Consider the following 13,158-nt stretch of genomic DNA (forward strand, 5'->3'; position numbering starts at 1 on the left):
CCGGCCCCGTGGCGTGAACCCTAAAGCGGTGGGGGGTAAGCCGGTGACGTCCTCAAGAGCTTTGCGGGTGGCTGACTGGGCCATCTGACGCGACCCGCTTTCCAGGCCCGGACCGACGAGCCGTCCAGCCCACCGAGCCGTCCGGTCAGTCGTTCAAGGGCCCTGTTCACCGCTTCGGCCAGGCTGTTGGAGCTGTAACCGTGCTCGCCCATCCACGTCTCAAGAGCCTCATTGCGCGTGGTGTTCATCTACGCACCGTAGCCCTTTGCTGCCCGACCGTGAGGTATGGCTGGAGTCAAATCGCCCTAGGGTGTTCGGTCAGATGGGCCTCGATCGTCCTAACCAACCCGTCATGCGCAGTAGTTGTCTGGTCACCAGCCAGCCACCGCCCGTGTGGAAGGCCGCTGTCGGCTCTGTCCGTTCCCTCCCCCGTGGGGAGCGGGCAGAGCGCCGAACCGAGAGCGAGGCGAACGACCATGACGACTGCACACATCCCCGCTGCGGGGCACACCCGACGGAGCGCCTCAGACGCTGCCGAGCCTTGCCTGCCTGCCGCCGCCGCGGCGGACCGCTCACCTCACGACCACTACCGGCCCGCGCGCTCGCGTCTGGCCGAGGACCGGATGAGCGTGTGCTTCGAGGTTTCCCCGGCCCGGGCCACGGACGGCGTCCCCGAAGGCGACGCGTGCCACGTCGGGACAGTCCGGAGGCTGACAGTGGCCCGGTTGCGCCACTGCGGCCTGGAGCCGCTGGCCGACGATGCCACGCTCATCGTCTCCGAGCTCGTCACCAATGCCATCCAGCACGGTTACGGGAAGCAAGTCACCTTCACCATGGGCGTCCGCGATGGCTTCCTGCACCTGGCCGTGCACAACGAGACACCCGGTGAACCGGCCGTCCGCACCGCTGACGACGACGCCGAGCACGGCCGCGGACTCTTCCTCGTCGACTGCCTCGCCACCGCCCGCGGTGGCAACTGGGGGACCAGCGACGACGGTGCCACCGCCTGGTGCAACCTCGCCGTCCCCGACGGCCGCCCGTGACCGCCCCCAGCGCCGAACACTTCTTTTGTTCCGCGCCGCAGTGGACACCGCCCTTGTCCGGCGGTGAACTCGCCACCGTCCTGAACAGGCTCCGCGGCTGGACCGCTTTCGACGGCGACGCCCTCCTTGACGACGTCGCGTTGGCCCTGGACGACGTGGCCCCGGCCGAAGAGGTCACCCAAGAGATCGCGCAGCGGTTCCTCGGTCACCTCATGCGGCTGGTGAACATCGCCATCGCTGCCGAAGCAGGAAGGGACGCAGACGCGGCGCAGCTCATCGAGCGGGCCCGCACGCTGCGTACCCAGGGCGTCCCCGGCGATCATCGCCGGGCCGTGGGCCACCTGCGCCGGAGGGGCTGGATCGTCAACGAGCTCCTCGAACAGCTGGTCGAAGCGCGCTGCTTGGAGAAGGTGGCATGACCCACCTCCACGCGCCCGCCCGTATCGCCCTGCCACGCCTCAGAGAGAACACCATGCGCTCCGACCTGCCCCTGGTCCCCTTCGTCGTACAGCGTGAGGGGGAGGACTCCGCCCCCGCCAACCTGCTTCTGTCCCCGCTCGGAGCAGGCCGTTACCAACTGAGCTACGCCGATGAGGACCCCCGGGACCGCGACCTGCGCGGCGTGCTGTGGGCTCGCTGTTCCTTCGGGGAAGTCGACGATCTCGGGGTACCGACGGGTAAGCCGCAATGGCGGCTGATGGAGCACCCCGTGGAAGACGAGCCTCTCGATGATTGGGCAGCGCGCCGTGAGCAGCGCCGCCCCGCGCCCGGGGAGCGTCGTGTGTTTCCGCTCGGCGAGCAGCAGGAGCAGGGCACTCACGTCGACCCCGAGGCGCCGCGCGGTATTCAGGAATGGGACGGTCATCAGTGGGCTCCGGTCGGCGTCGCCGAGAATCGTGCAGCCACCGCGGACGAAGCCGGGCAGGACACAGCGCGTCAGGCCGAACGGGTTCCCCTGCCCCGGTTCAGCAGGCTGCCCCTTCGGTGTGAACCGTGGCGGCCGACTGAGCAGTGGCACCGCCCCGACCCCGCCTGAACCGCCCCAACGGCTGTGCTCTTGAGTATTCCGCACTGGCGCCGTGGCAGTTCCGGCGGGCTGTAGTGTCCTGTGCCGGACTCACGGAGCCGCCGTGACGGGGGAGTACAGGGAGAAGCAGTGCCACTGGGCATACGCAGGAGCGGCATCAGGCCGTTGAGCAGCATGGGCGGGCACGCCGTCGACCCCTGGCGGTCGTTCCGGCGCACGGTCGGGGTGGTGCTCTTCGGGTGGGCGGCTGCGGCCGTCACCGCCGGCGCGTCCTACCTGGCGTTGCGCTGGGTGTGGGTGCCCATTGCCGTGGGGGTCGTGCTGTGCCTGGCGTTCGTCGTCCTGCTGGCCCTGCTGCACCGCGCCGGGTGGATCGCCCTGTTGAGCCTCGTACCCGCGCTGTTCATCCTCGTCGGGGCCGTCCAGTACGCGCCCGAGGCGGCGCTGGAGGTGCGCGGGGTGCGCGAGAGCGTGGTGATCGTCGCGGACAGCGCGACCGGGAAGGACGGCAAGAACCACCGGCTCACGCTGCGGACGGCGGACGGCGGGGAACTGGAGGAGCGGCTCACCCACAACGGTTCCGGGGCGCCAGGGGTGGGCGACCGGTTCGACGTCATCCGTGACCCGGAGGGCGTGGTGCCCATGGAGCAGGCGGACGACGTGGACGCCGCGGGGCGGCTCGGTGGTCTGATCGCCGGCCTCGTGGCGTGGACGCTCATGGCGGTCCTGGCCGGCCGGCGCGGGCATGTGCGCCGTCGGCAGGGGAAGACCGAATCCCTGTTGCTGTCCCTGTGACGCCGGGAGCGGGCCTTGGAGCCCGCTCCCGGCGTCACAGGCCGGCGTCAGCGGTTCTCGCGCCGCCTGCGGGCCGCGAGCAGCAAGCCGCCGCCCGCCAGGACCACGGCCGCACCGCCGGCCGCGAGGTACGGGGTGGCGTCGCTGCCACCGGTCTCGGCGAGGTCGGTGCCGCCGCCCTGCTCGCCGGCGCCGGCGCCGTCATCGGTGTCGGTCTCGGTCTCGGTGCCGCTGTCGTCGCCGGTGTCGGTGTCGCTCTCCGTCGCGGGGACGAAGTCCGCCGGCGGCCGGTCGCAGCCGATGCCGTCGCCGTCCCGGTCCAGGTGCTCGCCGTAGTGAGGGCTGGTCGCGGGGATGTTGGCGTGCCCGTTTCCGTAGGCCTCGGAGCAGTTCTCGAACGGGGTGTTGCCGCCGTGCGCCTCGGCGGTGACCGGCAGCGCGGCCAGCGCCAGCGCGGCGACGGCCACGGCGGCAGGCTTGCGGAACGAAATCACAGGGAGCCCCCCAGATGGTGCGTGTGCGGTACGAGGCTGCCGAAGCTACTGGGGGGCTCGTGGAGTGGAGGGGTTACGGAGGACCCGTGATGCGAACGTGACGTGACCGAAGGGTAACTCTCCGTTTCGGCCCCCTTGTTACACCCGGAAGGGTCCCTTCACCTCGTACGTGATGCCGCCCGACGAACTCCCGCTCGTGCCGCGCTGGCTGGAGAAGTACAGGCGGCTGCCGTCCGGGGAGAAGGCGGGGCCGGTGATCTCGGAGCCCGACTGGCCGCCGATGCGCAGGAACGGGGCCACCACGTCGTCCGGCGTGATGACACAGATCTCCATGTTCCCGCCGTCCTCGGCCACGAAGAGGTCGCCGGAGGAGGCACCGGTGACGTTGTCGACGCCGGTCAGGGGAGCCGTGCCGCCCGTCACCAGCGAGTCGTCGTAGGCGAGTTCGATGGTCTGGGCGGACGCGTCGTACTGCCAGACGCGGTTGTCGCCCTTGGTGGTGAACCAGCAGGTGTCGTTCGCGTAGTAGCAGCCCTCGCCGCCGTTGAAGCGCTTGGCGCCGGAGACCTGGCCGCGGGTGGCGGTCGCGCCGGAGGGGTCCGGGACCCGCGCCCAGCTCACCGGGCCGCTGGTGCCGCTGCCCGCGACCAGCACCTCCAGCGTGCCCGACGACAGGTCGCCCCAGGTGGTGGGCCGGAAACGGTAGAAGCAGCCGTCCGACACGTCCTCGGTCAGGTAGATCACCTTGCGCACCGGGTCGGCGGCCGCCGCCTCGTGCTTGAAGCGGCCCATGGCGTCACGGCGGACGGCCGCCTTCACCCCCCACGGGTCGGTCTCGTAGACGTACCCCCGGTCCACCTCCTCGCAGGACAGCCAGGTGTTCCACGGGGTCTTCCCGCCCGCGCAGTTCTGCCGGGTGCCGGACAGGACGCGGTACGCGCCCGTGACGGCACCGGTGGCCGAGAACTTCAGCGCGCTCGCCCCGCCCGACGGGTTGATCTCCGAGTTGGAGACGTAGATCCAGCCCGAGCCGTCCGCGTAACAGGCGCCGCCGTCGGGGGCGTTGTGCCAGGTGTACGAGGTGCCGGTGACCGTTCTGCCGGAACGGGCGACGACCCGGCTGGTGAATCCGGCGGGCAGGCTGATCCCGTTGGCGTCCGCCGCGCCGAGCGGACCGTACGGGCCGGTGCCGGGCCGGGCGGGGGCGGCGTACGCCGCGCCGCGCCACAAGGTCCCGCCGAGCACGGCGGAGGTGCCGCCGACGGCGGTCGCACGAAGGAAGGTACGACGTTCCACTGTCGCTCCAAGAGGTGCCGTGACCGTCCCGCCGCCGGTCGGCGGCGGGGGCGTGCGAGCAGTGAACCTAGAGGAGCGGAATGGACGCCTCATGGCCGGGGACGTACCGGCAGATGACCATCCCAGGGGATGGCGGACCACGGAGGCGGCGCCCACGAAGCGGAACGACCCGAACTCGACAGGAATTCGACAGGCGCCCTACGGGATCACGCCGCCTTCACCTCGTACGCCGTCACCCGGACCGTCTCGTCGTCCAGGCACCGGCCCGACTCCAGGTCGAAGCGCTGCTTGAGGAGCGGAGAGGCGACGAAGGGGCGGCCCCGGTGGGTGCCGGTCAGACCGCGGGAGAGGACCGCCGCGCCGGTGAAGGGGTCGCGGTTGTCGATGGCGTACAGCCGGCCAGTGCGGTCGGCGAAGACGGCGACCTGGCGGCCGTCGGGGAGCAGGGCGGCCACTCCCCGGCCCGGGATCAGCGCGCTCAGGTCGCAGACCGTGAACCAGTCCTCCGCCAGGCGGAGCCGGACCTTCAGATCGGTGGTCTCGAGTGCCAGGGTCATCGCGTGACGCTTCCTTCCAGGATGTCGTCGGCAGGTCGCAGGCCGATGTTCAGCAGCGGCAGGTCGGGCTTGATCTGGTCGCGCTCCGGGACGAAGGCGACCACCGGGTCGGGGGTGTCGGGCGCGTTCACGAAGGACACGAACCGGGAGAGCTTCTCCGGGTCGTTGATGGTCTCGGCCCACTCGTCGCGGTAGTGGGAGACGTGGGCGGCCATCAGGGCCTCCAGCTCGTCGCAGATCCCGAGCGAGTCGTGCACGACGACGTCCCGTACGTGGTCCAGGCCGCCGGGGATCCGGTCCAGCCACACGCTGGTGCGCTCCAGGCGGTCGGCGGTGCGGATGTAGAACATCAGGAACCGGTCGATCAGGCGGATCAGCTCGGCGTCCGACAGGTCCTGGGCGAGCAGGTCGGCGTGGCGCGGGGTCGCGCCGCCGTTGCCGCCGACGTAGAGGTTCCAGCCGCTCGCGGTGGCGATGACGCCGAAGTCCTTGGACTGGGCCTCCGCGCACTCGCGCTGGCAGCCGGAGACCGCCGACTTGAGCTTGTGGGGCGACCTGAGCCCCCGGTAGCGCAGCTCCAGGTCGATCGCCATCCGCACCGAGTCCTGCACGCCGTAGCGGCACCAGGTCTGCCCCACGCAGGACTTCACCGTGCGCAGCGACTTGCCGTAGGCGTGGCCGGACTCGAAACCGGCGTCCACCAGACGGGCCCAGATCAGCGGGAGTTGTTCGACCCGCGCGCCGAACATGTCGATGCGCTGGCCGCCGGTGATCTTCGTGTAGAGGCCGAAGTCGCGGGCGATCTCGCCGATCACGATCAGCTTCTCCGGGGCGATCTCGCCGCCGGGGATGCGGGGCACGACCGAGTACGAGCCGTTCTTCTGCAGGTTGGCCAGGAAGTGGTCGTTGGTGTCCTGCAGCGCCGCCTGCTCGCCGTCCAGGACGTAGTTGCTGGCGCCGATCGCCGGGGCGAGGGAGGCGATGATCGAGCCGACCGTCGGCTTGCAGACCTCGCAGCCGTCGCCGCCCCGGGCGGCCTCACGGCCGTGCCGGTCGAGGAGGTCCTGGTAGGAGGTGATGCGCAGGGCCAGGACGATCTCGTACAGCTCCTCGCGGGTCTGGGAGAAGCAGCCGCACAGGCCCTTGTCGACCTCGACGCCGCTCGCCTCCAGCTCGGCGGTGATCAGCTGGCCGAGCACTTTGACGCAACTGCCGCACGTCGTCCCGGCCTTGGTGCACTTCTTCACCTCGGGCACGGTGGTGCAGTTGTGCTCGGTGACCGCGCCGCGGATCGTGCCCTTGCGGACGTTGTTGCAGGAGCAGATGATCGCGTCGTCCGGCAGCGCGGCCGGTCCGAGCTGGGCGGGCGCCCCGGCGCCGGCGGGCAGCACCAGCGACTCGGGGGCGACCGGCGGGACCGAGCCGGTGAACGCCTTCAGCGTGCCGTACGCCTCCGCGTCGCCCACCAGGATGCCGCCGAGCAGCGTGCCGTCGCGGCCGATGACCAGCTTCTTGTACAGGCCGGCGCGGGAGTCGGAGTAGACGACGTCCAGGCAGTCCTCGGTCGCGCCGTGCGCGTCGCCGAAGGAGGCCACGTCCACGCCGAGCAGCTTCAGCTTGGTGGACAGGTCCGCGCCGGTGAAGGACGCCTCGTCGGCGGCGATCGTCGCGGCGGCCGTCTCGGCCTGCTCGTACCCGGGGGCGACCAGGCCGTACACCCGGCCGTCGGCGGCCAGCGCGCACTCGCCGATCGCGAAGACGTGCGGGTCGGCGACCGTGCGGCACTGCTCGTCGACCGCGATGCCGCCGCGCTCGCCGACCGTCAGACCGCAGTCGCGGGCGAGCTGGTCGCGGGGGCGGACACCGGCGGAGAACACCACCAGGTCGGTGGCGAGTTCGGAACCGTCGGACAGCTTCATCCCGGTGACCGCGCCGTCCTCGCCGACCACGATCTCCTGCGTGCCGACGCCGGTGTGGACGGACAGGCCCATGTCCTCGATGGTGCGCAGCAGCGCGGCGCCGCCGCCCTCGTCGACCTGGACGGGCATCAGGCGGGGCGCGAACTCCACGATGTGGGAGGTGAGTCCGAGGCCCTTGAGCGCTCCCGCCGCCTCCAGGCCGAGCAGACCGCCGCCGACCACGGCACCGGTCGTCGCCTTCTTCGCGTACTCCTCGATCGCGAGCAGGTCCTCGATCGTGCGGTAGACGAAGCAGCCCTCGGCGTCCTTGTTCGGCACGGGCGGCACGAACGGGTAGGAGCCGGTGGCCAGGACCAGGACGTCGTAGTCGACGGTCAGCCCCGAACGGGCCGTCACCCGGCGCGCCTCGCGGTCGACCGTCTCCGCCGGGTCGCCGATGTGCAGCTCGATGCCGTGGTCCTCGATGAACTCCAGGTCCGTCATGGACAGGTCCTCGGGGGTCTTCCCCGAGAAGTACGAGGTGAGCTGGACGCGGTCGTACGCCGGACGCGGCTCCTCGCACAGCACGACCACGCGGTGCGTGGCGGTCAGGCCGCGCTCGGCCAGCGCCTCCAGGAAGCGCTGGCCGACCATGCCGTGGCCGACGAGCACGATCGTGGGGGATGCCCCGGGGGTGGCGGTCATCAGGAGCCTCCATCGTTGGTGAGCAGGTGGAGCAGGGGCCCGCCGTCGGACGGGAGCGGCTCTGCTCCCTCCCAGGCGCGCGCGAGGGCGCCGACGGTGCCGAGTTCGCCGACGAGGACCCCGCCGACCAGGCGGTCGTCGCGGACGACGACCTTGCGGTAGGTGCCCCGGGTGGCGTCGGTGAGCTGGACGACGTCGTCGCCCGGCAGCACCTCGGTCTCGCCGAACGCGGCGAGGTCGAAGGGGCTGTCGGGACCGGTGAGGGTCAGCCGGGTCAGGGAGCGGGTGCCGGTGTAGCGGGCGCCGGTGTCCCCGGCGAGCAGGGCGGCGAGCGCGTCGGCCTGTTCCAGCGCCGGCGCGGCGAGCCCGTACACCGTGCCGGCGTGCTGGACGCAGTCGCCGACGGCGTGGATGTACGGGTCGGAGGTGCGCAGTTCGTCGTCGACGACGATCCCCTTGCGGACCTCGAGCCCGGCCGCCGTGGCGAGGCCGGCCCTCGGGTGCACCCCGCAGGCCAGCACCACGAGATCGGCGTCGAGGGCGTATCCGTCGGCCAACTCCACCGAACGGACGGCGCCGCCGACGCAGCGCACGTCCCGCACCCGGCACTCGGTGTGCACCTCGACGCCCAGGTCGGTCAGATGCCGCTCGACGAGCGCGGACGCGGCCGGGTCGAGCTGGCGTTCCATCAGCCGCTCGGACTGCTGGGCGAGGACGACCTGCGCGCCGCGCACGGCGAGCGCGCGGGCCGCGGAGACCCCGAGCAGCCCGCCGCCGATCACCACCGCCCGCACGCCCGGCCGTACCGCCTTGGCCAGGCCCAGGCAGTCGTCCATGGTGCGGAACGCGTGCACGCCCTCGGGCAGCTCGTGGTCCTCGGTGAACAGGCCGCGCAGCGGCGGCAGTACGGCGTTGGAGCCGGTGGCCAGGACGAGCCTGTCGTATGCGATCACGGGACCGTCCGCGCAGGCGACGGTCCGCCCGGCGCGGTCGATGCCGGTGACCCGGGCCCGGGTCAGCTCCGCGGGCGCCGGCAGGGCGATCACCTCGGGGCTGTAGCGCCCGGCCAGCACCTCGGCGAGCAGTACCCGGTTGTACGGGCGGTGCTCCTCCTCGCCGACCAGCGTCACGGGCGTGCCGAGCTCGCCGAGCCGCCGGGCGAGTCGTACGCCCGCGAGGCCGGAGCCGATCACCACCACACGCTCATTCGAGGTCATGTCATCGAGCGTGCGGTGCGGGTGTTACCCGGCAGCATCACCTCTGTTTCCCGCGCGGAACGCTGCCCTCAGTGGGGGAGCGGGGCGGATGTGAGGGTTCCGGCTCCCGGATCGTGCGGGGAGGTGAGGGTTCCGGCTCCCGGATCGTGCGGGGAGGTGAGGGTTCCGGCTCCCGGATCGTGCGGGGAGGTGAGGGTTCCGGCTCCCGGATCGTGCGGGGAGGTGAGGGGCGCGGGTCCGGGTTCGTGCGGGGAGGTGAGGGGCGCGGGTCCGGGGCCGGTCCTGGATGTGAGGAGGCCAACCTCAACAAACGCTCATCTTGATGGACGCCACATCTATCGCCTCCATAGGCTCGCGACCATGCCCGACATCTCCCTGACCATGGTCGTCCTGCTCTGTCTGGCCGCCCTCGCCGCAGGCTGGATCGACGCCGTGGTCGGCGGGGGCGGGCTGCTGCTCCTGCCGGTCCTGCTGCTCGGCCTGCCCGCCGGGACCCCGGCCGCGCACGCCCTGGGCACCAACAAGGCGGTCGCGATCGTGGGCACCACGGGCGCCGCGGTGACCTACGCCCGCAAGGCGCCGGTCGATGTGCGGACGGCCGTACGCATCGGACTGGCCGCCCTGGCCGGATCGTCGGCGGGGGCGTTCTTCGCGGCCGGGATGAGCACCGAGGTGCTCAAGCCGGTCATCATGGTGGTGCTGCTCGCCGTGGCCGCCTTCGTCATCCTGCGCCCCGCCTTCGGCACGGCCCCCGCCACCGGCCCGGCGACCCCGCGCCGCATCCTCGCGGCGATCGGCCTCGCCGGTCTCGGCATCGGCTTCTACGACGGTCTCATCGGCCCCGGCACCGGCACGTTCCTCGTGCTGGCGCTCACCGCCGTCCTGCACCTGGACCTGGTCGCCGCGTCCGCCACCGCCAAGATCGTCAACTGCTGCACCAACGCAGGCGCCCTGGCGACGTTCGCCTGGCAGGGCGCGGTGCTGTGGCAGCTGGCCGCCGTGATGGCCGTGTTCAACCTGGCGGGCGGCACCCTCGGCGCCCACACGGCCCTGAAGAAGGGCAGCGGCTTCGTCCGCGTCGTCCTGCTGACGGTCGTCTTCGCCCTGGTGGCGAATCTGGCGTACGAGCAGTGGCTGGCCTAGGGTCTGCCTGACGATTCCCGCCTGCCCTGCGGGCGACGACGCGAATGATCGGACAGGCCCTGGGGCCGCACCCGGGTCGGCCGGTACGGTCAGGTGGCGCGGCCCCGCGAGACCAGCAGGTCGACCATCCCCGCCGTGTCCTCGTCGCCGTGGCCGTCGGCGACGCGGCGGGCCATCAGCTCCATGTACGGCGTCAGCAGTTCCGCGCTGACGCGCTGCTCCTCGGCCGTGCTCAGCAGGGTGGAGTTGGCGGCCGACTGCATCGCGAGGTTGGAGACCACGCCGCTGGTGTAGTCGCCGCTGGCCAGGTGCTCGGCCGTCTGGTGCACGGACGACGTCATCGCGGTGAGCCAGGAGGCGAGCAGCGGCGCGAAGTCCTTCGGCGCGATGTCCTCGTCGCGGACCAGCGCGAAGGCGTGCGTGATGCCCGCGAACAGTCCGCTCATCGCGCTGAGCAGCGCCACGTCGTGCAGCGCGGCGAAGCCCGGGTCGGTCCCCACGTACTGGGTGCCGGCGGGGACGGCGAGGGTGTCGCGGTGCTCCTCGAACAGGTCGCCCGCACCGCTGTAGAAGACGTAGGCCCCGGACTCCGGGTGCCCGATCATCGGCGGTACGGCCATGATGCCGCCGTCCAGGAAACGGGCGCCGCGCGAGACGGCCCAGGCGGCGCGGGCGCGGCCCTCGGCCGGGGTCCCGGTGGTGAGGTTCACCAGGTCCCGCCCGGTCAGGTCGGCGTCCTCCAGCGCCGTGCCCACGGAGGCGTCGTCCAGCAGGCAGGCGATCACCAGGCGGTTGGCGGCGACCGCCTCGGCGGCACTCGCGGCGACCGTCGCGCCGTCGGCGGCCAGGGCGGCGGCACGGCCCGGGGTGCGGTTCCAGACGGTCACCGGATGTCCGGCGGCGAGCCAGGCACGGGCCAGGGCGGTGCCCATCGCGCCGGTGCCGAGGAGGGTCAGGGGAGTGCGGGAAGCAGGGGTGGTGGTAAGGATGTTGTCGGTCATGAGGACCAGGCTCGCCGCGGGAGAAGCCCAGCTCAAGTACGCACTTCGAAGTGGGCGCTTACCCCGGGGAAAGGGGGCAGGCAGCGACGGTGGACGGGGTGATGGGGATGGCGGCGGTACGGCGGCCGGGCGCGTACGTGTGCGGGATCGACGCGGCGATGGACGTGATCGGCGGGAAGTGGAAGGTGCTCATCCTCTGGGCGCTGGGGGAACGGCCGCACCGCTTCGGCGCACTGCGCCGGAGTGTGCCGGGCGTCACGGAGAAGGTGCTCGCCGCGCAACTGCGGGAGCTGGAGGCGGACGGCATCGTGCACCGCGAGGAGTACGACGAGGTGCCGCCCCGCGTGGAGTACTCGCTGACGCCCCGGGGCGCCGACCTCAACGCGGCGCTGGAGCCGCTCGGCGTGTGGGGCCGGCGGAACGTGATCGGGGACGCCTACCGCGGGACCGGGGAGGGCACGGCGGGGGCCGGCCGCGAGGCGGGGGAGGGCACGGAGGTTGCCGGCCGCGAGGCGGGGGAGGGCTCGGCGGGGGCCGGCCGAGGGGGGACGCGGGACGGTTCAGCGGCTGCCGGTCAGGTGCGCGTAGACGACGACGTTCCCCTGGTAGCCGGTCGTCCGTGACCAGCCGCCGCCGCAGGTGATGACCCGCAGCTCCGGTCGGTCCGCCGCGCCGTAGACCTGCGCGTCGGGGAAGTCGTCGGCGTCGTACACCTCGACGGCGTGCACCGTGAACACGGCCACGCCGCCGTCGCGCCGGTCCACCTCGATGGTGCTGCCCTTGCGCAGGGCGCCGAGGGAGTAGAAGACGGCGGGGCCGTCGGCGTTGTCGACGTGGCCCGCGACGATCGCGGTGCCGGTCTCACCGGGGGTGGTGCCCGCCTCGTACCAGCCGGCGAGGTTCTTCCGGTCGGCGGGCGGGACGTCCAGGCTGCCGGTGTCCGTCAGACCGAGCCCGGTCAGCGGCGCGTCCACGCCGATCGCGGGGATGCGCACGCGCGCGGGCGGGGAGGGCGGCAGGGCGGGCGCAGCGGACGGGGCCGCGCCGTGGCCGCCGGTCCCGGTGTGCGCCTGGGCGGCGGAGGGCTGCGGCGGGGCGGGCGCCCCGGTGCCGTCGCGCAGCAGCCACATCCCGGAGCACAGCGCGCACACGGTGACGGCGGCTATCGCTGTGTTGCCCGGACTCCCGGTCCGGCGGAACCTGCGGCGCATGACGGACGGCCCTCATCTCGAGTCGGCCCCGTACCCCCCTCCGGGCCGCGAGGGGCGTCGGACCCGGAGGGGGAGGGGAGTTGCGGTACCGGCGTGACGGGCAGCGGAGGGTGCCCGTCAGATCCCGTCGCCTCTCGCCCGGCGATGCAGGAGCCAGGTACCGCCCGCGGCGGCGACGGCGAGAGCCGTCACACCGGCCGCGGTCTGCGCGGGGTCGGGGCCCAGCGCGCCCCCGACCCCCGTCTTCACACTGCCCCGGGGATACACCTGCTGCGTACCGGGCGTCAGCGTGACCTCCAGGTCACCGGCCACCCGCCGGTCGCTCCCGGCGCACGTCGCGACGATCTCGTACGTCCCCGGCTGCGCGCCCGGCGGCACCTGGAACCGCCCGGTCACCTCGCGCTCGTGCGCGCGCGACGCCAGCGTGAACCGGCCGGCTCCGACGGCGGAGGCGTCGCCCGCCGCCGATCCGTCGTCGGCGCACGCCGCGGTGTTCACCGTGACCTGTGCGCCCGGCGCGACCGAGGACGGGTACACCTCCAGGCTCCCGGCGGACGTGCCGTGGGGGTGGGCCGCGGCGGCGGCCTCCCCGGCGTACGCGGGCGCGGCGAGCAGCCCCGCGGTGGCCACGGCGAGCGCGGTGCCGGTCATGCCGGTCAGCGGCCGGGCGGTACGTCGCATCGATGCTCCCTCGGGCTCACGAAGGGGCCACGGCCCGCGGCACCCCCATGTGCCGCCGTCGGACGCGTCCCTGCCCCTCCGAGGTAAGTG

General features: G+C 72.6%; 13 protein-coding genes and 1 pseudogene. 6 read left to right on the forward strand and 8 right to left on the reverse strand.

Annotation, left to right across the window (positions count from 1 at the left end; all coding sequences use genetic code 11):
- Nucleotides 1–716 precede the first annotated feature (716 nt).
- From IE178_RS02485 to IE178_RS02500, 4 genes are all read left to right on the forward strand, one after another.
- Nucleotides 717–1,043, forward strand: coding sequence for an ATP-binding protein (locus tag IE178_RS02485; protein WP_438874339.1), 327 nt, complete (start codon nucleotides 717–719; stop codon nucleotides 1,041–1,043).
- Nucleotides 1,040–1,462: a DUF6415 family natural product biosynthesis protein gene (locus IE178_RS02490; RefSeq protein WP_193511113.1), complete on the forward strand. Its 423-nt coding sequence runs from the start codon at nucleotides 1,040–1,042 to the stop codon at nucleotides 1,460–1,462. Before IE178_RS02485 ends, IE178_RS02490 begins: the two co-directional genes overlap by 4 nt.
- Nucleotides 1,459–2,079, forward strand: a complete 621-nt coding sequence (locus tag IE178_RS35670) for a DUF6087 family protein (protein ID WP_318279797.1) — start codon at nucleotides 1,459–1,461, stop codon at nucleotides 2,077–2,079. Before IE178_RS02490 ends, IE178_RS35670 begins: the two co-directional genes overlap by 4 nt.
- A 120-nt stretch (nucleotides 2,080–2,199) precedes the next feature.
- A complete protein-coding gene (locus tag IE178_RS02500) occupies nucleotides 2,200–2,865 on the forward strand; it encodes a hypothetical protein (protein WP_318279798.1) in 666 nt (221 codons plus the stop codon).
- Nucleotides 2,866–2,912: 47 nt separating this feature from the next.
- Here the strand turns inward: IE178_RS02500 and IE178_RS02505 are convergent, their stop codons facing one another.
- From IE178_RS02505 to IE178_RS02525, 5 genes are all read right to left on the reverse strand, one after another.
- Nucleotides 2,913–3,359: an excalibur calcium-binding domain-containing protein gene (locus IE178_RS02505; protein WP_193511114.1), complete on the reverse strand. Its 447-nt coding sequence runs from the start codon at nucleotides 3,357–3,359 to the stop codon at nucleotides 2,913–2,915.
- A gap of 138 nt (nucleotides 3,360–3,497) precedes the next feature.
- Nucleotides 3,498–4,655: an alkaline phosphatase PhoX gene (locus IE178_RS02510; RefSeq protein WP_193511115.1), complete on the reverse strand. Its 1,158-nt coding sequence runs from the start codon at nucleotides 4,653–4,655 to the stop codon at nucleotides 3,498–3,500.
- A gap of 206 nt (nucleotides 4,656–4,861) precedes the next feature.
- Nucleotides 4,862–5,212: a nitrite reductase small subunit NirD gene (gene nirD, locus IE178_RS02515; RefSeq protein ID WP_184760718.1), complete on the reverse strand. Its 351-nt coding sequence runs from the start codon at nucleotides 5,210–5,212 to the stop codon at nucleotides 4,862–4,864.
- A complete protein-coding gene (gene nirB, locus IE178_RS02520) occupies nucleotides 5,209–7,815 on the reverse strand; it encodes a nitrite reductase large subunit NirB (RefSeq protein ID WP_193511116.1) in 2,607 nt (868 codons plus the stop codon). The genes nirD and nirB overlap by 4 nt, the downstream gene beginning before the upstream one ends.
- On the reverse strand, nucleotides 7,815–9,032 hold the full coding sequence (locus IE178_RS02525; RefSeq protein ID WP_193511117.1) for an NAD(P)/FAD-dependent oxidoreductase: 1,218 nt from the start codon (nucleotides 9,030–9,032) through the stop codon (nucleotides 7,815–7,817). The genes nirB and IE178_RS02525 overlap by 1 nt, the downstream gene beginning before the upstream one ends.
- A 360-nt stretch (nucleotides 9,033–9,392) precedes the next feature.
- Here IE178_RS02525 and IE178_RS02530 point away from each other — a divergent pair, with 360 nt between their 5' ends.
- The gene (locus IE178_RS02530; RefSeq protein WP_193511118.1) at nucleotides 9,393–10,175 is read left to right on the forward strand and encodes a sulfite exporter TauE/SafE family protein; all 783 of its coding nucleotides are present in this window, start codon (nucleotides 9,393–9,395) and stop codon (nucleotides 10,173–10,175) included.
- 89 nt (nucleotides 10,176–10,264) lie between these two features.
- On the opposite strand, the gene IE178_RS02535 is transcribed toward IE178_RS02530, so the two are convergent.
- Nucleotides 10,265–11,176 (reverse strand): NAD(P)-dependent oxidoreductase, encoded by a 912-nt coding sequence (locus IE178_RS02535; protein WP_193511119.1) that lies wholly within the window; start codon nucleotides 11,174–11,176, stop codon nucleotides 10,265–10,267.
- Between the two features lie 107 nt (nucleotides 11,177–11,283).
- On the opposite strand from IE178_RS02535, the pseudogene IE178_RS35675 reads away from it, so the two are divergent.
- Nucleotides 11,284–11,604, forward strand: a pseudogene (locus IE178_RS35675) (winged helix-turn-helix transcriptional regulator); the annotation flags it as partial.
- Nucleotides 11,605–11,736: 132 nt separating this feature from the next.
- On the opposite strand, the gene IE178_RS02545 reads toward IE178_RS35675, so the two are convergent.
- Nucleotides 11,737–12,387: a class F sortase gene (locus tag IE178_RS02545; RefSeq protein ID WP_193511120.1), complete on the reverse strand. Its 651-nt coding sequence runs from the start codon at nucleotides 12,385–12,387 to the stop codon at nucleotides 11,737–11,739.
- A 117-nt stretch (nucleotides 12,388–12,504) separates the two neighbouring features.
- The gene (locus tag IE178_RS02550) at nucleotides 12,505–13,068 is read right to left on the reverse strand and encodes a hypothetical protein (RefSeq protein WP_184760724.1); all 564 of its coding nucleotides are present in this window, start codon (nucleotides 13,066–13,068) and stop codon (nucleotides 12,505–12,507) included.
- Nucleotides 13,069–13,158: the final 90 nt, after the last annotated feature.

This window comes from Streptomyces griseoloalbus, assembly GCA_014650015.1.
Classification (GTDB): Bacteria; Actinomycetota; Actinomycetes; order Streptomycetales; family Streptomycetaceae; genus Streptomyces; species Streptomyces griseoloalbus.